The organism is Streptosporangium sp. OZ121 (genome assembly GCF_051918885.1).
Classification (GTDB): Bacteria; Actinomycetota; Actinomycetes; order Streptosporangiales; family Streptosporangiaceae; genus Streptosporangium.
Genome location: NZ_JBPXMC010000018.1, coordinates 76,386 through 94,352 on the forward strand (window position 1 = coordinate 76,386; position 17,967 = coordinate 94,352).

Genomic DNA, 17,967 nt, shown 5'->3' on the forward strand with positions numbered 1-17,967 from the left:
ACATCGGGATCATGGCCCACATCGACGCGGGCAAGACCACGACGACCGAGCGCATCCTGTTCTACACCGGTATCAACTACAAGATCGGTGAGGTCCACGAGGGCGCAGCCACGATGGACTGGATGGAGCAGGAGCAGGAGCGTGGTATCACCATCACCTCCGCTGCCACGACCTGCGAATGGCTCGGCCACACGATCAACATCATCGACACGCCGGGCCACGTGGACTTCACGATCGAGGTGGAGCGCTCGCTCCGCGTCCTCGACGGTGCCGTCGCCGTGTTCGACGGCGTCGCCGGTGTCGAGCCGCAGTCCGAGACGGTCTGGCGTCAGGCCGACCGCTACGAAGTGCCCAGGATCTGCTTCGTCAACAAGATGGACCGGGTCGGCGCGGAGTTCCACCGCTGCGTCGACATGATGATCAGCCGCCTGAACGCGACCCCCGCCGTCATCCAGCTTCCCTGGGGCGTCGAGGCCGACTTCAAGGGCGTCATCGACCTGGTCAAGATGAAGGGTCTGCTCTGGAGCGCCGAGGCGGCCAAGGGCGAGATGTACGAGACCGTCGACATCCCGGCCGAGCACGCCGAGATCGCTCGCGAGTGGCGTGACAAGCTCGTCGAGACGGTCTCCGAGAACGACGACGAGCTGATGGAGCTCTTCCTGGAGGGCGTCGAGCCCACCGAGGAGCAGCTGGTCGCGGCCATCCGCCGCGCCACGCTGGCCAGCGCCATCAACCCGGTCCTGACCGGCACCGCGTTCAAGAACAAGGGCGTCCAGCCCCTGCTCGACGCGATCGTCGCCTACCTCCCCGCCCCGATCGACATCCCGGCCTTCAAGGGCCACGCGGTCGGCAAGGAGGAGGAGGTCATCGAGCGTCACGCGGACGTGAACGAGCCCTTCTCCGCGCTCGCCTTCAAGATCATGAGCGACCAGCACCTGGGCCGTCTCACCTACATCCGCATCTACTCGGGCACGCTCGAGACCGGCACCGCCGTGGTCAACTCGGTGAAGGGCCGCAAGGAGCGGATCGGCAAGATCTACCAGATGCACGCCAACAAGCGTGAAGAGCGCCCGTCGGCCGTGGCCGGTCAGATCGTCGCCGTCATGGGTCTGAAGGACACCACCACCGGTGACACCCTGTCGGACCCGGCTCACCCCGTGGTCCTGGAGTCGATGAACTTCCCGGCGCCGGTCATCAGCGTCGCCATCGAGCCCAAGACCAAGGGTGACCAGGAGAAGCTGGGCACCGCGATCCAGCGTCTGGCCGAGGAGGACCCGTCCTTCCAGGTCCGTCGTGACGACGAGACCGGGCAGACGGTCATCTGGGGTATGGGCGAGCTCCACCTGGAGATCCTCGTCGACCGGATGCGCCGCGAGTTCAAGGTCGAGGCCAACATCGGCCGGCCTCAGGTGGCCTACCGGGAGACCATCCGCCGCAAGGTGGAGAAGGTCGACTACGTCCACAAGAAGCAGACCGGTGGTTCCGGCCAGTTCGCCAAGGTCATCATTGACATTGAGCCGCTGGGCGAAGGCAACGACGGTTACGAGTTCTCGAACAAGGTCTCCGGTGGCCGCATCCCGAGGGAGTACATCCCCTCGGTCGACGCGGGCGCCCAGGAGGCGGCCGAGTTCGGTGTTCTCGCCGGATACCCCATGGTCGGGGTCAAGGTCACCCTGCAGGACGGTGCCTACCACGAGGTGGACTCGTCCGAAATGGCCTTCAAGATCGCTGGCTCGATGGCCTTCAAGGAGGCCGCGCGCAAGGCGGACGCCGTAATCCTGGAGCCGATGATGGCCGTTGAGGTCACCACGCCCGAGGACTACATGGGTGATGTCATCGGTGACCTCAACGGTCGCCGCGGGCAGATCCAGGCGATGGACGAGCGCTCCGGCGCCCGGATCATCAAGGCGCTCGTGCCGCTCTCTGAGATGTTCGGCTACGTGGGAGACCTCCGTAGCAAGACGCAGGGACGCGCGAGCTACAGCATGCAGTTCGACTCCTACGCGGAAGTGCCTGCGCACATCGCCAAGGAGATCGTCGCGAAGGTGCGGGGCGAGTAGCTCAGCACCGTTCCGGGTGCGGGAGGCGAGAGATCGTCGCCCCGCCACCGGAGGGGTGCGGGGCGAGTAGTCCAGCACCGTTCCGGGTGCGGGAGGCGAGAGATCGTCGCCCCGCTACCGGAGGGGTGCGGGGCGAGATACCTCTCGCCGGCCGGTTCCGAGAGGGGCCGGCCTCCCCAAGCCCGAATATGAAGACGCAAGTCACGTCAGAATCTCTAAGGAGAGAGCAGTGGCCAAGGCCAAGTTCGAGCGGACCAAGCCGCACGTAAACATCGGCACCATTGGGCACATCGACCACGGCAAGACCACTCTGACCGCGGCGATCACCAAGGTGCTCCACGAGCGTTTCCCGAACCTCAACGAGGCGACCCCGTTCGACAAGATCGACAAGGCGCCCGAGGAGAAGGCTCGTGGTATCACGATCTCCATCGCGCACGTCGAGTACCAGACCGAGAAGCGCCACTACGCCCACGTGGACTGCCCCGGTCACGCCGACTACGTGAAGAACATGATCACCGGTGCGGCTCAGATGGACGGTGCGATCCTCGTGGTCGCCGCCACCGACGGTCCGATGCCGCAGACGAAGGAGCACGTCCTCCTGGCCCGCCAGGTCGGCGTCCCCTACATCGTCGTGGCCCTCAACAAGTCCGACATGGTGGACGACGAGGAGATCCTGGAGCTCGTCGAGCTCGAGGTCCGCGAGCTTCTCTCGGCCCAGGAGTTCCCCGGCGACGACCTGCCGGTCGTCCGCGTCTCGGCGCTGAAGGCGCTCGAGGGCGACGCCAAGTGGGGCGACTCGATCATCGAGCTCATGACCGCCGTGGACGAGAACGTCCCCGAGCCGACCCGTGAGACCGACAAGCCGTTCCTGATGCCGATCGAGGACGTCTTCTCGATCACCGGTCGCGGCACGGTCGTCACCGGCCGTATCGAGCGTGGCATCGTCAAGGTCAACGAGACCGTCGACATCATCGGCATCAAGGAGACCAAGACCACCACCACGGTCACCGGTGTCGAGATGTTCCGCAAGCTCCTCGACGAGGGTCAGGCGGGTGACAACGTCGGTCTGCTCCTGCGCGGCATCAAGCGCGAGGACGTCGAGCGCGGCCAGTGCATCATCAAGCCGGGCACGACCACCCCGCACACCGAGTTCGAGGCCCAGGTCTACATCCTGAGCAAGGACGAGGGCGGCCGCCACACCCCGTTCTTCAACAACTACCGCCCTCAGTTCTACTTCCGTACGACCGACGTGACCGGCGTGGTGAACCTCCCCGAGGGCACCGAGATGGTCATGCCCGGCGACAACACGGAGATGAGCGTCGCGCTGATCCAGCCCATCGCGATGGAGGACGGTCTCAAGTTCGCCATCCGTGAGGGTGGCCGCACCGTCGGTGCGGGTCGAGTGACGAAGATCATCAAGTAGTACGATCGCGGAGTGGCGGTCGGCCCTCGACGCAGGGCCGGCCGCCTCCCCACGAGGGGACCGTGCCGCAGGGCGCGGACCCCGGCAGGACCCCACGAACCGTGATCTCGCAGTTGGTTCGGCCGAAGGATGACCGAACTAATTGCCAGATCACGGAAGAAAGCGCGGACTCACAGCGTCTGCTACGTGGGGCATGTGCGGAGAACGCCGCCCCAGGGCGCGACGTGCTCCGGCACGACGTGGCGGGACCGTCCCGGACGGACCCGGCCATGACACAGCGGCAACAGGCCGCACGTAACTTTTTCAGACGACAGTGAAGGACACCGAGGCCATTATGGCGGGACAGAAGATCCGCATTCGGCTCAAGGCCTATGACCACGAGGTCATCGACGTCTCGGCCAAGAAGATCGTCGAGACGGTGACAAGGACTGGCGCCAAGGTCGCGGGCCCGGTGCCGCTGCCGACCGAGAAGAACGTGTACTGCGTCATCCGCTCGCCGCACAAGTACAAGGACAGCCGCGAGCACTTTGAGATGCGCACGCACAAGCGGCTGATTGACATCATCGACCCGACGCCGAAGACGGTCGACTCGCTCATGCGACTCGACCTTCCCGCCGGCGTTGACATCTCGATCAAGCTCTGAGGGAACGCACTGACATGGCTAACAAGATCAAGGGCGTCCTGGGCAAGAAGCTCGGCATGACCCAGGTCTTCGACGCGGACAACCGGATGGTCCCGGTGACCGTCGTCGAGGCTGGCCCGTGCGTCGTGACCCGCGTCCGCACCGCCGAGAAGGACGGCTACACCGCCGTCCAGCTGGGCTTCGGCCAGGTCGACCCGCGGAAGGTCAACAAGCCGCTCGGCGACTACCTGCGCAAGCACGACATCACCCCGCGCCGTTACTTCGCGGAGATCCGCACCGACGACGCGAGCGACTACACCCTGGGCCAGGAGCTCCTCGCCGACACCTTCGAGGCCGGCCAGTTCGTCGACGTGACGGGCAAGAGCAAGGGCAAGGGTTTCGCGGGTGTCATGAAGCGCCACGGCTTCAAGGGCCTCGGCGCCTCGCACGGTACGCAGCGCAAGCACCGCTCGCCCGGTTCCATCGGTGGCTGCGCCACCCCCGGCCGCGTCTTCAAGGGCGTGCGCATGGCGGGCCGGATGGGCAACGTCCGCACGACCGTCCAGAGCCTCAAGGTTCACGCCGTGGACGCCGAGAAGGGCCTCATCCTGATCAAGGGTGCGATCCCCGGCGCCAACGGCAGCCTGGTCCTGGTCCGCACCGCCGCCAAGAAGGGGGCTGCCAAGTGAGCACCATTGACGTCCTCGACGTACGCGGTGAGAAGGCCGGCACCGTCGACCTGCCGGAGGACATCTTCGGTACGAAGGTCAACATCCCGCTGATCCACCAGGTCGTCGTGGCCCAGCTCGCCGCTCGCCGGCAGGGCACCCACAAGGCGAAGACCCGCGGTGAGGTCCGAGGCGGCGGCAAGAAGCCGTACCGCCAGAAGGGCACCGGCCGCGCCCGCCAGGGTTCGACCCGCGCCCCGCAGTTCACCGGCGGTGGCACCGTCCACGGCCCGGTTCCGCGGGACTACTCCCAGAAGACTCCCAAGAAGATGAAGGCCGCCGCCCTGCGCGGGGCCCTGTCCGACCGGGCGACCGGCGGCCGCGTTCACGTGGTCAGCGGTCTGGTCGAGGGGGAGACCCCCAAGACCAAGGCGGCTCTCGAGTCGCTTCGCAGGCTCACCAAGGCCCGCAGCGTCCTGGTCGTCGTCGACGAGGGTGACGAGCTCAGCTGGCTGAGCCTGCGCAACGCTCCCGAGGTCCACCTTCTGGACGCCGGGCAGCTCAACACCTACGACGTGCTCTGCTACGACGACGTCGTCTTCACTCAGGACGCTTACGACCAGATCGTGGCGCGTCTGAGCAAGAGCGGGAAGGAAGACGCCTGATGGAGAAGATCGCCGACCCGCGCGACATCATCATCAAGCCGGTTGTCTCCGAGAAGAGCTACGGCCTGATCGACGAGCACAACAAGTACACGTTCCTGGTGCGGAAGACGGCCAACAAGACGCAGGTCAAGATCGCCGTTGAGAAGATCTTCGGTGTCAAGGTCGCCAGCGTCAACACCATCAACCGCCAGGGCAAGCGGAAGCGGACCAGGTTCGGCTACGGCCAGCGCCCGGCCACCAAGCGAGCCATCGTCAGCCTGGTCGAGGGCGACCGGATTGACATCTTCGGCCAGATCGGCTGACGCGCTCGCTCAGTAAGTACAGGGAGAAAGCCCCTCGCCGCCTGGTGAGGGGCATTCGACCGGATTAACCGACGAAGGATGAACGAAAAAGATGGGCATCCGTAAACTCAAGCCGACGACCCCGGGTCGCCGCGGCGCCAGCGTCTCGGACTTTGCCGAGATCACGCGCAGCACGCCCGAGAAGTCGCTGCTTGCACCCCTGCACAGCAAGGGTGGCCGTAACGTCCACGGCCGAGTCACCACCCGTCACCAGGGTGGTGGCCACAAGCGCGCCTACCGGATCATCGATTTCCGGCGTCACGACAAGGACGGGATCCCGGCCAAGGTCGCTCACATCGAGTACGACCCGAACCGCACGTCCCGCATCGCGCTGCTGCACTACGCCGACGGGGAGAAGCGCTACATCCTCTGCCCCACCGGCGTCAAGCAGGGCGACAACATCGAGAACGGCCCCACGGCCGACATCAAGCCGGGTAACTGCCTCCCGCTGCGCAACATCCCGACCGGTACCTTCATCCACGCGGTGGAGCTCCGTCCGGGTGGTGGCGCCAAGCTGGGCCGTTCCGCCGGCGCGCAGATCCAGCTCCTCGCCAAGGAGGGCCAGTACGCCACGCTGCGTATGCCCTCCGGCGAGATGCGCCAGGTCGATGTTCGCTGCCGGGCCTCGATCGGCCAGGTCGGCAACGCCGAGCAGGCCAACATCAACTGGGGCAAGGCCGGCCGGATGCGGTGGAAGGGCAAGCGCCCCACCGTCCGCGGTGTCGCGATGAACCCGGTCGACCACCCGCACGGTGGTGGTGAGGGTAAGACCTCCGGCGGTCGTCACCCTGTCAACCCCAAGGGCAAGCCCGAGGGACGTACCCGTGCGGCGAACAAGGCCAGCGACCGGCTGATCATCCGCCGTCGTACCAAGCGGAAGAAGCGGTAGGAGCAGCCAAAATGCCACGTAGCCTTAAGAAGGGTCCCTTCGTGGACGACCACCTTCAGAAGAAGGTGGATGTCCAGAACGAGAAGGGCACCAAAAACGTCATCAAGACGTGGTCGCGGCGCTCCATGATCGTGCCCGACATGCTTGGTCACACGATCGCCGTTCACGACGGCCGCAAGCACGTCCCGGTGTTCGTCACCGAGTCGATGATCGGCCACAAGCTGGGTGAGTTCGCTCCGACGCGAACCTTCCGCAGCCACGTCAAGGAAGACCGCCGCAGCCGGCGATAAGCGCCTCAGGAAGAGGACGTCGAGCCTCACAAGGCGAGACGGACTCGACCAAAACGAAGGGTAAGAGGAGTAAGCGATGGAAGCCAGGGCTCAGGCGCGGTTCGCGCGCCACACGCCCATGAAGGCCCGCCGTGTGGTGGACCTCATTCGCGGGCTGCCCGCTTCGGAGGCGCAGGCCGTGCTGCAGTTCGCTCCCCAGTCGGCGAGCGAGACCGTGTACAAGGTGCTCTCGAGCGCCATTGCCAACGCGGAGCACAACTTCAAGCTCGACCGTGACACGCTCTTCGTGAGCCGTGCCTGGGTCGACGAGGGCCCGACGCTGAAGCGGTTTCGTCCCCGTGCTCAGGGTCGTGCCTATCGGATCAACAAGCGGACCAGCCACATCACCGTGATCGTGGAGTCCCGCGAGCCGAAGGGGAGGACCCGCTAGTGGGTCAGAAGGTTAACCCGCACGGGTTCCGCCTCGGCATCACGACCGACTTCAAGAGCCGGTGGTATGCCGACAAGCTCTACAAGTCGTACGTTGCCGAGGATGTGGCGATCCGCCGCATGCTCAAGAAGGGCATGGAGCGGGCCGGCATCTCCAAGGTGGAGATCGAGCGGACCACCGACCGGGTACAGGTCGACATTCACACCGCCCGTCCGGGCATCGTCATCGGCCGCCGCGGCGCCGAGGCGGACCGGATCCGCGGTGACCTCGAGAAGCTGACCAAGAAGCAGGTCCAGCTGAACATCCTCGAGGTCAAGAACCCTGAGATCGACGCTCAGCTCGTCGCCCAGGGTGTGGCCGAGCAGCTGTCCAGCCGTGTCTCGTTCCGCCGTGCCATGCGCAAGGCGATGCAGTCGGCGATGAAGAGCGGTGCCAAGGGCATCCGGGTGCAGTGCTCCGGTCGTCTCGGCGGCGCCGAGATGTCCCGTTCGGAGTTCTACCGCGAGGGCCGCGTGCCCCTGCACACCCTCCGCGCGGACATCGACTACGGCCTGTACGAGGCCCGCACCACCTTCGGCCGTATCGGCGTGAAGGTGTGGATCTACAAGGGTGAGGCTCCGACCAGCCGCGCCGAGCGCGAGGCGGCCGCCGCCGGTGCTCGTGCCGGCCAGCGTCGTGACCGCGACGACCGTCGTGGCCCCGGTGCCGGTGGCGGCGACCGTCCCCGTCGTGGCGGCGGCGCCGGTGGCGCCCGTCGTGGCGCCGGTGCCGGCCGTGGCGACCGCGCCTCCGCCCCCAGGAACGAGGCGGCCTCGCAGGCCGCCCCCGAGACCGGCCCGGCTGCGCAGCCGGGTGCTGAAGGGAGCTGACCATGCTGATCCCGCGCAGGGTCAAGCACCGCAAGCAGCACCGGCCCGACCGTCACGGAGCCGCCAAGGGTGGCACCAGGGTCGTGTTCGGCGAGTTCGGCATTCAGGCGATTGAGCACTCCTACGTGACCAACCGCCAGATCGAGTCGGCTCGTATCGCGATGACCCGTCACATCAAGCGTGGTGGAAAGGTCTGGATCAACATCTATCCGGACCGCCCCCTCACGAAGAAGCCCGCCGAGACCCGCATGGGTTCCGGTAAGGGTTCGCCGGAGTGGTGGATCGCCAACGTCAAGCCCGGCCGCATCATGTTCGAGCTGTCGGGTGTCGCCGAGCCGGTGGCTCGCGAAGCCCTGCGTCGTGCGATGCACAAGCTGCCGATGAAGTGCCGGTTCGTCAAGCGTGAAGTGGGTGAGGCGTGATGGCTAAGGGCCTGACCGCCGGTGAGCTGCGGGTGGAAGACCAGGACACCCTGGTCACGAAGCTGAAGGAAGCCAAGGAGGAGCTGTTCAACCTCCGCTTCCAGGCAGCGACCGGCCAGTTGGAGAGCCACGGGCGGTTGCGTGCCGTCCGCCGCGAGATCGCCCGTATCTACACCGTGATGCGCGAGCGGGAGCTCGGAATCGTCACGGTAGAGAAGGAGTCGATCGATGGCTGAGGCCACGGAAACCACGACCGAGACGCGGAACTACCGCAAGACCCGTGAGGGTCTGGTCGTCAGTGACAAGATGGACAAGACTGTCGTGGTCGCTGTCGAGGACCGCGTCAAGCACCCCCTGTACGGCAAGGTCATCCGCAGGACGACCAAGTACAAGGCGCACGACGAGGCCAACACCTGCGGTGTCGGCGACCGTGTCCTCCTGATGGAGACCCGGCCGCTGTCCGCCAGCAAGCGCTGGCGGGTCATCGAGATCCTCGAGAAGGCCAAGTAGGCAACGCGCCTCGTGGGGGGTGACACCGTCACCCCCCATGACGGCGTCCAAGGGGGCGAAGCGATCTTCGCCCCGCCTGCGGTGGCGGTCCTGAGAGGGGCTGTCGCCGGGGGAAAAAGACCATCAGGTTCCGCAAGGCTCACCCACAGAGCGACGGGTGAGAACCGGCGAGACAAACAGGAGTTCAAGTGATCCAGCAGGAGTCGCGGCTCAAGGTCGCCGACAACACCGGTGCGAAGGAAGTCCTTTGCATCCGTGTTCTCGGTGGCTCGGGCCGCCGTTACGCGGGAATCGGCGACATCATCGTCGCCACGGTCAAGGACGCCATCCCCGGCGGCACCGTGAAGAAGGGCGATGTGGTCAAGGCCGTCATCGTCCGCACCGTCAAGGAGCGCCGCCGTCCCGACGGTTCCTACATCCGCTTCGACGAGAACGCCGCCGTCATCATCAAGGACAGCGGTGACCCCCGGGGCACCCGCATCTTCGGTCCCGTCGGACGTGAGCTGCGTGACAAGAAGTTCATGCGGATCATCTCGCTCGCGCCGGAGGTGTTGTAATGCCGAAGCTTCATGTGAAGAAGGGTGACCTCGTCCTGGTCATCGCCGGCAAGGACAAGGGTGCCAAGGGTCGTGTGATCGCCGCCCACCCGCGCGACGAGCGCGTGGTGGTCGAGGGCGTCAACATGGTCAAGAAGCACGCCAAGGAGACCAACCAGGGTCCGCGCGGCGCCAAGACCGGTGGCGTGCAGACCATGGAGGCTCCCATCCACGTGAGCAACGTCAAGAAGCTCAAGGATGAGAAGCCTGCCAAGGACGACAAGCCCGCCAAGAAGGAGTCGGCCAAGGCCGCTTCCGAGGAGACGGGTGAGGACAACTGATGACCGCGAACACCACCGAGACCGGACAGCGGGCCCTCCCGCGCCTCAAGCAGCGCTACCGCGAAGAGATCATCGCGAAGCTGAACGAGCAGTTCGAGTTCGAGAACATCATGCTGGTGCCCACCATCACCAAGATCAAGGTGAACATGGGCGTCGGCGAGGCCGCGCGCGACTCGAAGCTCATCGAAGGCGCCGTCCGCGACCTCACCGTGATCACCGGCCAGAAGCCGGCGGTCGTCCGCGCCCGCAAGTCCATCGCCCAGTTCAAGCTGCGCGAGGGCATGCCGATCGGCGCGCACGTCACGCTTCGCGGTGACCGCATGTGGGAGTTCCTCGACCGGCTGCTCTCGCTGGCGCTGCCCCGCATCCGTGACTTCCGCGGTCTGTCGCCCAAGCAGTTCGACGGCAACGGGAACTACACCTTCGGTCTCACCGAGCAGGTCATGTTCCACGAGATCGACCAGGACAAGGTCGACCGCCAGCGTGGTATGGACATCACGGTCGTGACCACCGCTAAGACCGACGACCAGGGCCGGGCGCTGCTGAAGCAGCTCGGATTCCCGTTCAAGGAGGCCTGATCATGGCGAAGACGTCGCTCAAGGTCAAGGCTGCTCGCAAGGCCAAGTTCGAGGTCCGGGCGTACACTCGGTGCTCGCGCTGTGGTCGTCCCCGCGCCGTCTACAGGAAGTTCGGCCTGTGCCGCATCTGCTTCCGTGAGATGGCGCACCGGGGCGAGCTGCCCGGCATCACCAAGTCGAGCTGGTAGCCTTCCGCGCGGCCCCGTGAGCGATCACGGGCCCGCGCGTGGCACCGGCCGCACATAGAAGTCGTATTCACCGGGCGCCGACTACAGGCGTCCATGACCGCACCGTAGGTCCCCTGTGGAAACCGCGGTGAGGAAGGCCACCGGCCATGACGATGACGGACCCGATCGCAGACATGCTGACGCGTCTGCGAAACGCGAACTCGGCGTACCACGACAGTGTGGCGATGCCGTACTCGAAGATCAAGGCGCACATCGCCGAGATCCTCCAGCAGGAGGGTTACATCCAGTCCTGGAGCGTCGAAGACGCCAAGGTCGGAAAGAACCTCGTGGTGGAGCTGAAGTTCGGGCCGACCCGTGAGCGGTCCCTCGCGGGCCTGCGCCGGGTTTCCAAGCCCGGCCTGCGGGTTTATGCAAAGAAGGACAACCTGCCCCGAGTCCTGGGCGGACTGGGCGTCGCGATCATCTCGACGTCCGGCGGTCTCATGACGGACAAGCAGGCCGGCAAGCGTGGAGTGGGCGGGGAAGTCCTCGCCTTCGTTTGGTAAGAGGGGAGAACGAACAGCATGTCAAGAATCGGACGGCTGCCCATCCCCGTACCGAACGGAGTGGACGTCGCCATCGACGGCCGGGACGTCACGGTCAAGGGTCCCAAGGGCACGCTTTCACACACGGTCGCGGAACCCATCGCGATCGCCAAGGGTGACGACGGCAATCTGAACGTCACCCGTCCCAACGACGAGAACAAGGTCCGTGCGCTGCACGGCCTGTCCCGCACCCTGGTCGCCAACATGGTGACCGGTGTGACCCAGGGTTACTCGAAGACCCTGGAGATCGTGGGCGTCGGTTACCGCGTGCAGGCCAAGAGCCCGACTCAGCTCGAGTTCGCTCTCGGCTTCAGCCACCCGGTGATCGTCGACGCCCCCGAGGGTGTCACCTTCCGCGTCGAGCGGCCGACGCTGTTCCACGTGGACGGCATCGACAAGCAGAAGGTCGGCGAGATCGCCGCGAACATCCGCAAGTTGCGCAAGCCCGACCCGTACAAGGGCAAGGGCGTGCGCTACCAGGGTGAAGTTATCCGCCGCAAGGTCGGAAAGGCTGGTAAGTAGGCATGGCTGGCAAGACTGCGTTCGGCAAGCACACGGCCGCCCGCGCCGTCTCGCGGGCCCGCCGCCACGGCCGAGTCCGCAAGAAGGTGGCCGGTACGGCCACGCGTCCGCGCCTGGTCGTCAACCGCTCCACGAAGCACCTCTTCGTGCAGATCGTCGACGACACCCAGGGCCACACGCTGGTGAGCGCGTCCACCATGGACGCCTCCCTGCGCTCGGCGGAGGGCGCCAAGACCGACAAGGCCAAGCAGGTCGGCGAGCTTCTCGCTCAGCGGGCCAAGGCAGCCGGGATCACCGCGGTCGTGTTCGACCGGGGTGGCAACCGCTACGCGGGCCGCATCGCGGCGCTGGCAGACAGCGCACGCGAAGGCGGACTGGAGTTCTGATGACTCCGTCCCAGGATCGCAATCCAGGATCGCACCCGATGGCCCGTCTTACGAATGAGAAGAGGAACCACTAATGGCTGGAGCTCCGCGTCGCGGTGGCGCCGCCGGTGGCGAGCGGCGTGACGGTCGTCGTGACGATCGCCGCGGTGGAAACGCTGACAAGGGCGTCTCGTACATCGAGCGCGTTGTGAAGATCAACCGAGTGGCCAAGGTCGTGAAGGGTGGTCGTCGCTTCAGCTTCACCGCCCTCGTCATCGTCGGTGACGGCAACGGCATGGTCGGCGTCGGCTACGGCAAGGCCAAGGAAGTGCCCGCGGCGATCGCCAAGGGTGTCGAAGAGGCCAAGAAGCACTTCTTCAAGGTGCCCCGCATCCAGGGCACCATCCCGCACATCGTGCAGGGCGAAGAGGCCGCGGGCGTCGTCTTCCTGCGTCCGGCCTCGCCCGGTACCGGCGTCATCGCCGGTGGCCCGGTGCGCGCCGTGCTGGAGTGCGCCGGTATCCACGACGTGCTGTCCAAGTCGCTCGGCTCGGACAACCCGATCAACATCGTGCACGCCACGGTGGCGGCCCTGAAGGGCCTCAGCCGCCCCGAGGAGATCGCGGCCCGCCGTGGTCTCCCGATCGAGGACGTCGCCCCCAAGCGGATGCTCAAGGCTCGCGCCGAGGGTCTCGCGGAGGCCGCGGCCGCGAAGGCGGTGAGCTAGTCCATGGCACGCCTGAAGATTACCCAGGTCCGTTCCAAGATCGGTGGCAAGCAGAACCAGCGTGACTCGCTGCGCTCGCTCGGTCTGAAGCGAATCGGCGACGTCGTTGTCAAGGAGGACCGCCCGGAGATCCGTGGCATGGTCACCGTGGTGACGCACCTCGTCACCGTGGAAGAGGTCGACTAGACATGGCAGAGAACACTCCGCTCCGCATCCACCACCTGCGTCCGGCCCCCGGCGCCAACAAGTCGAAGGTCCGTAAGGGCCGCGGCGAGGCGTCCAAGGGCAAGACCGCGGGTCGTGGTACCAAGGGCACGAGGGCCAGGAACAAGGTCCCGCTCGGCTTCGAGGGTGGCCAGGTTCCGCTGCAGCGGCGCCTGCCCAAGTTCAAGGGCTTCTCCAACGCCCTGTTCAAGACGACCTACCAGGTCGTCAACCTTGACAGGCTCGGCGAGCTGTTCCCCGACGGTGGCGACGTCACCGTCGACACGCTCGTCGCCAAGGGCGCGGTTCGCAAGAACCAGCTCGTCAAGGTTCTGGGAACCGGTGACATCTCCGTGGCGTTGAACGTGGAGGCGCACGCCTTCTCGGCCAAGGCCAAGGACAAGATCGCCGCTGCCGGGGGCTCCGTCTCCGAGCTGTAGGCGTTATCATCACGCGGCGCGGGGGCTCGTAATGGGCTCCCGCGCCCGTAGTGCGTTAGAGTTCGCTGGACAGTGGGCCTCGACTCATTTCCGTGGGCTCATTGACTGGATATGGCAAAGATGGAACACCCCCGCACCATCGCTGACCGACCTCGCCTTTCAGGCGCGCAGGAGGGACCGTGCTGACCGCATTTACCCGAGCGTTCCGTACGCCGGACCTGCGTAAGAAGTTGCTCTTCACTTTGGGCATCATCGCGCTGTTCCGACTTGGGTCGGTCCTGCCGACTCCGGGTGTGCATACCGAGAACATCAGCCGTTGTCTCACCCAGGCGCAGGCGGGGGACGCGGGCAACATCTACGGAATGGTGCAGCTGTTCAGCGGCGGCGCCCTTCTGAAACTTTCAATCTTCGCCCTCGGCATCATGCCGTACATCACCGCGAGCATCATTCTTCAGCTGCTCGTCGTGGTCATCCCGCGCCTGGAAGCCCTCAAGAAGGAGGGACAGGCCGGGCAGACGAAGATCACGCAGTACACCCGTTACCTGACGGTCGGCCTGGCGGTCCTGCAGTCGACCGCCTTCGTGGCCCTGGCCCGCAGCGGCCAGCTGTTCCCGCAGTGCCGCGAGGAGATCCTCCTCGACAAGGACAACGTCTTCGCCATCGTCACGATGGTGCTGACCATGACGGCCGGCACCGCCGTCGTCATGTGGCTGGGCGAGCTCATCACCGATCGCGGCATCGGCAACGGCATGTCCATCCTGATCTTCACGCAGGTCATCGCGGTCTTCCCGTCCGAGCTGCTGAACATCGCCCGCCAGAAGGGCAGCTTCGTCTTCGCCGTGGTCATCGTCGTCGGTATCGCGATGATCGCCCTGGTCGTGATGGTGGAGCAGGCACAGCGCCGGATCCCGGTGCAGTACGCCAAGCGCATGGTCGGCCGCAGGATGTACGGCGGGACGTCGACCTACATCCCGCTGAAGGTCAACCAGGCCGGCATCATCCCGGTCATCTTCGCCTCCTCGCTGCTCTACCTTCCGCAGCTGATCACGACGCTCTTCTCGAACACCCAGGAAGAGCCGCACCCGATCATCCAGTGGATCTCGCAGGAGTTCGGCGGCGGCGGGACCACCCCGACGTACATGATCACCTTCTTCCTGCTCATCGTCTTCTTCACGTACTTCTACGTGTCGATTACCTTCAACCCCGTTGAAGTCGCCGACAACATGAAGAAGTACGGTGGGTTCATCCCGGGCATCCGTCCGGGTCGCCCGACGGCTGAGTACCTGAACTACGTGCTCACGCGACTCACCGCTCCTGGCGCGCTGTATCTGGGCCTGATCTCCATGGTGCCGATCGTCGCGCTGGCGCTCGTCGGCGCGAGTCAGAACTTCCCGTTCGGAGGGACGAGCATTCTGATCATGGTTGGTGTCGGCCTCGACACCGTGAAGCAGATCGAGAGCCAGCTGCAGCAGCGCAACTATGAAGGCTTCCTGAAGTAGTGCGCCTCGTCCTGGTCGGGCCCCCCGGAGCGGGTAAGGGGACACAGGCCCAGTTCGTCGCATCGAACCTGTCGATCCCGAAGATTTCGACAGGTGACATCTTCCGCGCCAATGTCTCGGGTGGCACGGAGCTCGGCAAGCTTGCCAAGGAATACATGGACCGCGGCGACCTCGTACCCGACGAGGTCACCATCGCGATGGTCCGCGACCGCCTCGCCGAGAAGGACGCGCAGGACGGTTTCCTGCTCGACGGCTTCCCCAGGAACGTGCCCCAGGCCGAGATCCTGAAGAAGATCCTCGCCGAGTTCGAGGTCGGTCTGGACATCGTCCTGGAGCTCGTGGTCGACGACGAGGAGGTCGTCCGCAGGCTCGCGGGGCGCCGGACCTGCAGCCAGTGCGGCCGCATCTGGCATGTCGACTTCGATGACAAGAAGGACGACGTCTGCGACGCCTGCAACGGCCGGCTGTACCAGCGGGACGACGACAAGGAGGCGACCGTCAGGCACCGCCTGGAGGTCTACCAGGAGCAGACCGCTCCCCTGGTCTCCTTCTACGCCGACGAGGGCATCCTGGTCGGCGTGGACGCCACCGGTCCGGTGGAAGAGGTCACCCAGCGCGCGATGGAGGCTCTGAACCCCTTCATCGGCTAGCGAAGCGATAGCACCGAGCACGCCACCCATGGGTTTCTCATGGGTGGCGTGCTGTCATTTAGGGCAGAATCGGGGGAATTGGGCTCCCGGACCGCCCGTTGAACCACCCCAGGGGGTGTGCACGTGTTCAAGAAGAACAAGCATGGAATCCAGATGAAGACGCCCGAGCAGGTGGAGAAGATGCGGGCGGCAGGTCTCGTGGTCGGCCGTACCCTGCAGCTCCTGCGGGAGAGCGTCCAGCCGGGCATGACGCCTCTGGACCTGGACGCGATCGCGGAGAAGGCCATCAGGGACGAGGGGGCGATCCCCTCCTTCAAGGGCTACCAGGGCTTCCCCGCCACGATCTGCGCCTCGGTCAACCACGAGGTCGTCCACGGCATCCCGAGTGACCGCCGCCCGCTGCGGGAGGGCGACATCATCTCGATCGACTGTGGCGCCATCCTGGACGGCTGGCACGGCGACTCGGCCGTCACGGTCCCGGTCGGCGAGGTGGATCCCAAGCTGACCGAGCTGATGCGGGTCACCGAGGAGGCCATGTGGCGGGGCATCGCCGCGCTCACCGTGGGCCGCCATCTGTCCGATATCGGCCACGAGGTGGAGAAGTACGTCCGCTCCCAGGGGCGCTACGGCATCCCGCAGGAGTACGGCGGCCACGGCATCGGCACCGAGATGCACATGGACCCGTGGGTGGCCAACCACGGCAAGCCCGGCCGGGGCCCGAAGTTCGAGCCGGGCATGTGCTTCGCCGTCGAGCCGATGGTCAACCTCGGGACGGACAGGACCAAGGTGCTGGCCGACGACTGGACCGTGGTCACGATCGACGGAAAGGTCTCCGCACACTTCGAACACAGCGTCGCCGTGACACATAATGGACCTTGGGTATTGACCGCCCTTGACGGGGGGAAAGAGCGGCTTGCCGACCTGTTGGGAGACGCGGGCTGATTCGGGCCCGCCGGCGAGCGGATGTGGTGACATGGCGGCTGGTCCGGAGATGCGAGCCTCCGACGGAGATCGCGACAAGGTCGCCTCGGTCCTGAGGGAGCACTACGCCCAGGGACGCCTGACCACGGAGGAGTTCGACGAGCGTCTGGAGCAGCTCTACACCAGCAAGACGTACGGCGAGCTCGCCGTCCTCACCTCCGACCTTCCGGACGTCGACCTGCGCCGGCTCCCCGAGGCCCCCTCCCGGGCCCCTGAGCGCGCCAAGGCGAGCAGCGTGAAGGGCGCGCAGGACAAGGGCCTGATGGCCGCCTGGTCCGTCTGGGCGACGGCCAGCGGCATCAACTGGATGATCTGGCTCATCATCGGGGTGACCGGCGACGACTTCCCGTACCCGTGGCCCCTGTGGGTCATGGGCCCGTGGGGTGTGGTGTTGCTGGTGACGACGGTCGCCACGGTCCTGGGGCGAGGACGGAACCCGTAATAGTGCACTCTGGGCGTTGAGTGTGCATTCCTCCGCAGAAGGAGGGACTGAATCTTCCTAACGTGAGCGGTGTCCGGACAGCCGGACCCCGGTTCACAGGAGGAAGATTCAATGAGCAAGATCCGTGCAGCCCTGGTCGGAGCGGCGCTGGCAGGTTCGCTGGCCGCGGGTGTCCTCGCCGCCCCGTCGGCGATGGCCTCGGCCTCGCAGGCCCCGGCCGGGTCCGCGGTCGCGGTCCAGGAGGCGCAGACGTCGAGCAAGCACTTCTTCGGTCCGTACTACTCGGGCTTCGGCGGTGGCGAGAGCTTCGGCAAGCGCTCCTACTTCAAGGGCTACTGGACCAGCAGCGGTGGCCGCTACTGGTTCTACGGCAACCTGTTCGACCGCGACCGCGACCGCCAGCGCAGCTACGTGTGGTTCAAGTGGCACGACAAGTTCGGCTCGCACAGCAAGGTGTTCAGCACCTTCGGCAACTCCGGCTTCAACAAGTTCGGCGGGTTCAAGAAGAGCAACGGCTTCGACGACTTCAAGATCCGGGTCTGCGAGGGCGGCAACAAGTTCGACGACTGCGGTCGCTGGGGTGACGCCTTCTGATCCCTCCCCACTCCTTCCGGGGGGACGATCCGAGTGGTCAAGGTCATCCGATGAGGGCGGGGGCCCTTCGGCGGGACGTTGGCCGAGAGGTGTTGATCAAGGGGTGTTGGTCGAGAAGCGTCGGCCG

Annotated in this window: 28 protein-coding genes; all 28 read left to right on the plus strand. The window is 65.8% G+C overall.

Features of this window, described 5'->3' with window-relative positions:
• Positions 1-11: 11 nt before the first annotated feature.
• The 28 genes from fusA to ACTOQ1_RS27915 all read left to right on the plus strand — a co-directional run bounded on the left by fusA (position 12) and on the right by ACTOQ1_RS27915 (position 17,840).
• Positions 12-2,060, plus strand: coding sequence for an elongation factor G (gene fusA / locus ACTOQ1_RS27780; RefSeq protein WP_440071015.1), 2,049 nt, complete (start codon positions 12-14; stop codon positions 2,058-2,060).
• Positions 2,061-2,289: 229 nt separating this feature from the next.
• Entirely contained in the window at positions 2,290-3,483 is a 1,194-nt protein-coding gene (tuf, locus tag ACTOQ1_RS27785; RefSeq protein WP_440070950.1) for an elongation factor Tu, read from the plus strand.
• Positions 3,484-3,817: 334 nt separating this feature from the next.
• The gene (rpsJ, locus tag ACTOQ1_RS27790) at positions 3,818-4,126 is read left to right on the plus strand and encodes a 30S ribosomal protein S10 (RefSeq protein WP_030912931.1); all 309 of its coding nucleotides are present in this window, start codon (positions 3,818-3,820) and stop codon (positions 4,124-4,126) included.
• A 14-nt stretch (positions 4,127-4,140) separates the two neighbouring features.
• Entirely contained in the window at positions 4,141-4,794 is a 654-nt protein-coding gene (rplC, locus tag ACTOQ1_RS27795) for a 50S ribosomal protein L3 (RefSeq protein WP_329089937.1), read from the plus strand.
• Positions 4,791-5,438, plus strand: coding sequence for a 50S ribosomal protein L4 (gene rplD / locus ACTOQ1_RS27800; RefSeq protein WP_344746698.1), 648 nt, complete (start codon positions 4,791-4,793; stop codon positions 5,436-5,438). Before rplC ends, rplD begins: the two co-directional genes overlap by 4 nt.
• Positions 5,438-5,740 carry a 50S ribosomal protein L23 gene (gene rplW, locus ACTOQ1_RS27805; protein ID WP_030912923.1) on the plus strand — a complete coding sequence of 101 codons (303 nt, stop codon included), beginning with the start codon at positions 5,438-5,440 and terminating at the stop codon, positions 5,738-5,740. Before rplD ends, rplW begins: the two co-directional genes overlap by 1 nt.
• Before the next feature lie 91 nt (positions 5,741-5,831).
• A complete protein-coding gene (rplB, locus tag ACTOQ1_RS27810; protein ID WP_440070951.1) occupies positions 5,832-6,668 on the plus strand; it encodes a 50S ribosomal protein L2 in 837 nt (278 codons plus the stop codon).
• 11 nt (positions 6,669-6,679) lie between these two features.
• Complete coding sequence (gene rpsS, locus ACTOQ1_RS27815) at positions 6,680-6,958, plus strand: 30S ribosomal protein S19 (RefSeq protein ID WP_012887835.1); 279 nt, start codon at positions 6,680-6,682, stop codon at positions 6,956-6,958.
• Positions 6,959-7,034: 76 nt separating this feature from the next.
• Positions 7,035-7,388 (plus strand): 50S ribosomal protein L22, encoded by a 354-nt coding sequence (gene rplV, locus ACTOQ1_RS27820; RefSeq protein ID WP_030912916.1) that lies wholly within the window; start codon positions 7,035-7,037, stop codon positions 7,386-7,388.
• Complete coding sequence (gene rpsC / locus ACTOQ1_RS27825; protein ID WP_344746699.1) at positions 7,388-8,257, plus strand: 30S ribosomal protein S3; 870 nt, start codon at positions 7,388-7,390, stop codon at positions 8,255-8,257. The genes rplV and rpsC overlap by 1 nt, the downstream gene beginning before the upstream one ends.
• A gap of 2 nt (positions 8,258-8,259) precedes the next feature.
• The gene (gene rplP, locus ACTOQ1_RS27830) at positions 8,260-8,679 is read left to right on the plus strand and encodes a 50S ribosomal protein L16 (protein ID WP_030912912.1); all 420 of its coding nucleotides are present in this window, start codon (positions 8,260-8,262) and stop codon (positions 8,677-8,679) included.
• Positions 8,679-8,915 carry a 50S ribosomal protein L29 gene (gene rpmC / locus ACTOQ1_RS27835; RefSeq protein WP_030912909.1) on the plus strand — a complete coding sequence of 79 codons (237 nt, stop codon included), beginning with the start codon at positions 8,679-8,681 and terminating at the stop codon, positions 8,913-8,915. Before rplP ends, rpmC begins: the two co-directional genes overlap by 1 nt.
• Positions 8,908-9,189: a 30S ribosomal protein S17 gene (gene rpsQ / locus ACTOQ1_RS27840; RefSeq protein WP_326635528.1), complete on the plus strand. Its 282-nt coding sequence runs from the start codon at positions 8,908-8,910 to the stop codon at positions 9,187-9,189. The genes rpmC and rpsQ overlap by 8 nt, the downstream gene beginning before the upstream one ends.
• Before the next feature lie 188 nt (positions 9,190-9,377).
• Entirely contained in the window at positions 9,378-9,746 is a 369-nt protein-coding gene (gene rplN / locus ACTOQ1_RS27845; RefSeq protein WP_012887841.1) for a 50S ribosomal protein L14, read from the plus strand.
• Positions 9,746-10,066, plus strand: coding sequence for a 50S ribosomal protein L24 (rplX, locus tag ACTOQ1_RS27850; protein WP_362839965.1), 321 nt, complete (start codon positions 9,746-9,748; stop codon positions 10,064-10,066). Before rplN ends, rplX begins: the two co-directional genes overlap by 1 nt.
• Positions 10,066-10,644: a 50S ribosomal protein L5 gene (gene rplE / locus ACTOQ1_RS27855; RefSeq protein WP_329089947.1), complete on the plus strand. Its 579-nt coding sequence runs from the start codon at positions 10,066-10,068 to the stop codon at positions 10,642-10,644. The genes rplX and rplE overlap by 1 nt, the downstream gene beginning before the upstream one ends.
• A gap of 2 nt (positions 10,645-10,646) precedes the next feature.
• Entirely contained in the window at positions 10,647-10,832 is a 186-nt protein-coding gene (locus tag ACTOQ1_RS27860) for a type Z 30S ribosomal protein S14 (protein ID WP_012887844.1), read from the plus strand.
• Positions 10,833-10,978: 146 nt separating this feature from the next.
• Positions 10,979-11,377 (plus strand): 30S ribosomal protein S8, encoded by a 399-nt coding sequence (rpsH, locus tag ACTOQ1_RS27865; RefSeq protein ID WP_329089949.1) that lies wholly within the window; start codon positions 10,979-10,981, stop codon positions 11,375-11,377.
• A gap of 18 nt (positions 11,378-11,395) precedes the next feature.
• On the plus strand, positions 11,396-11,938 hold the full coding sequence (rplF, locus tag ACTOQ1_RS27870; RefSeq protein WP_344746701.1) for a 50S ribosomal protein L6: 543 nt from the start codon (positions 11,396-11,398) through the stop codon (positions 11,936-11,938).
• A 2-nt stretch (positions 11,939-11,940) separates the two neighbouring features.
• Positions 11,941-12,324: a 50S ribosomal protein L18 gene (rplR, locus tag ACTOQ1_RS27875; protein ID WP_344913778.1), complete on the plus strand. Its 384-nt coding sequence runs from the start codon at positions 11,941-11,943 to the stop codon at positions 12,322-12,324.
• A gap of 73 nt (positions 12,325-12,397) precedes the next feature.
• Complete coding sequence (gene rpsE / locus ACTOQ1_RS27880) at positions 12,398-13,030, plus strand: 30S ribosomal protein S5 (protein ID WP_329089955.1); 633 nt, start codon at positions 12,398-12,400, stop codon at positions 13,028-13,030.
• A 3-nt stretch (positions 13,031-13,033) separates the two neighbouring features.
• Complete coding sequence (gene rpmD, locus ACTOQ1_RS27885; protein WP_012887849.1) at positions 13,034-13,216, plus strand: 50S ribosomal protein L30; 183 nt, start codon at positions 13,034-13,036, stop codon at positions 13,214-13,216.
• Between the two features lie 2 nt (positions 13,217-13,218).
• A complete protein-coding gene (gene rplO, locus ACTOQ1_RS27890; RefSeq protein ID WP_362678406.1) occupies positions 13,219-13,674 on the plus strand; it encodes a 50S ribosomal protein L15 in 456 nt (151 codons plus the stop codon).
• Positions 13,675-13,853: 179 nt separating this feature from the next.
• Positions 13,854-15,173 carry a preprotein translocase subunit SecY gene (secY, locus tag ACTOQ1_RS27895; protein WP_440070952.1) on the plus strand — a complete coding sequence of 440 codons (1,320 nt, stop codon included), beginning with the start codon at positions 13,854-13,856 and terminating at the stop codon, positions 15,171-15,173.
• Complete coding sequence (locus ACTOQ1_RS27900; RefSeq protein WP_440070953.1) at positions 15,173-15,823, plus strand: adenylate kinase; 651 nt, start codon at positions 15,173-15,175, stop codon at positions 15,821-15,823. Before secY ends, ACTOQ1_RS27900 begins: the two co-directional genes overlap by 1 nt.
• A gap of 123 nt (positions 15,824-15,946) precedes the next feature.
• Complete coding sequence (gene map / locus ACTOQ1_RS27905) at positions 15,947-16,765, plus strand: type I methionyl aminopeptidase (protein ID WP_440070954.1); 819 nt, start codon at positions 15,947-15,949, stop codon at positions 16,763-16,765.
• A 31-nt stretch (positions 16,766-16,796) separates the two neighbouring features.
• Entirely contained in the window at positions 16,797-17,246 is a 450-nt protein-coding gene (locus ACTOQ1_RS27910) for a DUF1707 domain-containing protein (RefSeq protein ID WP_440070955.1), read from the plus strand.
• 111 nt (positions 17,247-17,357) lie between these two features.
• On the plus strand, positions 17,358-17,840 hold the full coding sequence (locus ACTOQ1_RS27915; RefSeq protein ID WP_440070956.1) for a hypothetical protein: 483 nt from the start codon (positions 17,358-17,360) through the stop codon (positions 17,838-17,840).
• The last annotated feature ends 127 nt before the right edge of the window (positions 17,841-17,967 follow it).

Bases quoted from the DNA above. Each gene is read 5' to 3' on its own strand.
- rpsE (WP_329089955.1), top strand. From the start codon at position 12,398: ATGGCTGGAGCTCCGCGTCGCGGTGGCGCCGCCGGTGGCGAGCGGCGT.
- rplX (WP_362839965.1), top strand. From the start codon at position 9,746: ATGCCGAAGCTTCATGTGAAGAAGGGTGACCTCGTCCTGGTCATCGCC.
- rpsH (WP_329089949.1), top strand. From the start codon at position 10,979: ATGACGATGACGGACCCGATCGCAGACATGCTGACGCGTCTGCGAAAC.
- rplO (WP_362678406.1), top strand. From the start codon at position 13,219: ATGGCAGAGAACACTCCGCTCCGCATCCACCACCTGCGTCCGGCCCCC.
- rplF (WP_344746701.1), top strand. From the start codon at position 11,396: ATGTCAAGAATCGGACGGCTGCCCATCCCCGTACCGAACGGAGTGGAC.
- fusA (WP_440071015.1), top strand. From the start codon at position 12: ATGGCCCACATCGACGCGGGCAAGACCACGACGACCGAGCGCATCCTG.
- ACTOQ1_RS27860 (WP_012887844.1), top strand. From the start codon at position 10,647: ATGGCGAAGACGTCGCTCAAGGTCAAGGCTGCTCGCAAGGCCAAGTTC.
- rplW (WP_030912923.1), top strand. From the start codon at position 5,438: ATGGAGAAGATCGCCGACCCGCGCGACATCATCATCAAGCCGGTTGTC.
- rplB (WP_440070951.1), top strand. From the start codon at position 5,832: ATGGGCATCCGTAAACTCAAGCCGACGACCCCGGGTCGCCGCGGCGCC.
- ACTOQ1_RS27915 (WP_440070956.1), top strand. From the start codon at position 17,358: ATGAGCAAGATCCGTGCAGCCCTGGTCGGAGCGGCGCTGGCAGGTTCG.
- rplC (WP_329089937.1), top strand. From the start codon at position 4,141: ATGGCTAACAAGATCAAGGGCGTCCTGGGCAAGAAGCTCGGCATGACC.
- rpmD (WP_012887849.1), top strand. From the start codon at position 13,034: ATGGCACGCCTGAAGATTACCCAGGTCCGTTCCAAGATCGGTGGCAAG.
- rpsS (WP_012887835.1), top strand. From the start codon at position 6,680: ATGCCACGTAGCCTTAAGAAGGGTCCCTTCGTGGACGACCACCTTCAG.
- rpmC (WP_030912909.1), top strand. From the start codon at position 8,679: ATGGCTAAGGGCCTGACCGCCGGTGAGCTGCGGGTGGAAGACCAGGAC.
- ACTOQ1_RS27910 (WP_440070955.1), top strand. From the start codon at position 16,797: ATGGCGGCTGGTCCGGAGATGCGAGCCTCCGACGGAGATCGCGACAAG.
- rpsJ (WP_030912931.1), top strand. From the start codon at position 3,818: ATGGCGGGACAGAAGATCCGCATTCGGCTCAAGGCCTATGACCACGAG.
- rplE (WP_329089947.1), top strand. From the start codon at position 10,066: ATGACCGCGAACACCACCGAGACCGGACAGCGGGCCCTCCCGCGCCTC.
- rpsQ (WP_326635528.1), top strand. From the start codon at position 8,908: ATGGCTGAGGCCACGGAAACCACGACCGAGACGCGGAACTACCGCAAG.
- rplR (WP_344913778.1), top strand. From the start codon at position 11,941: ATGGCTGGCAAGACTGCGTTCGGCAAGCACACGGCCGCCCGCGCCGTC.
- rplP (WP_030912912.1), top strand. From the start codon at position 8,260: ATGCTGATCCCGCGCAGGGTCAAGCACCGCAAGCAGCACCGGCCCGAC.
- rplV (WP_030912916.1), top strand. From the start codon at position 7,035: ATGGAAGCCAGGGCTCAGGCGCGGTTCGCGCGCCACACGCCCATGAAG.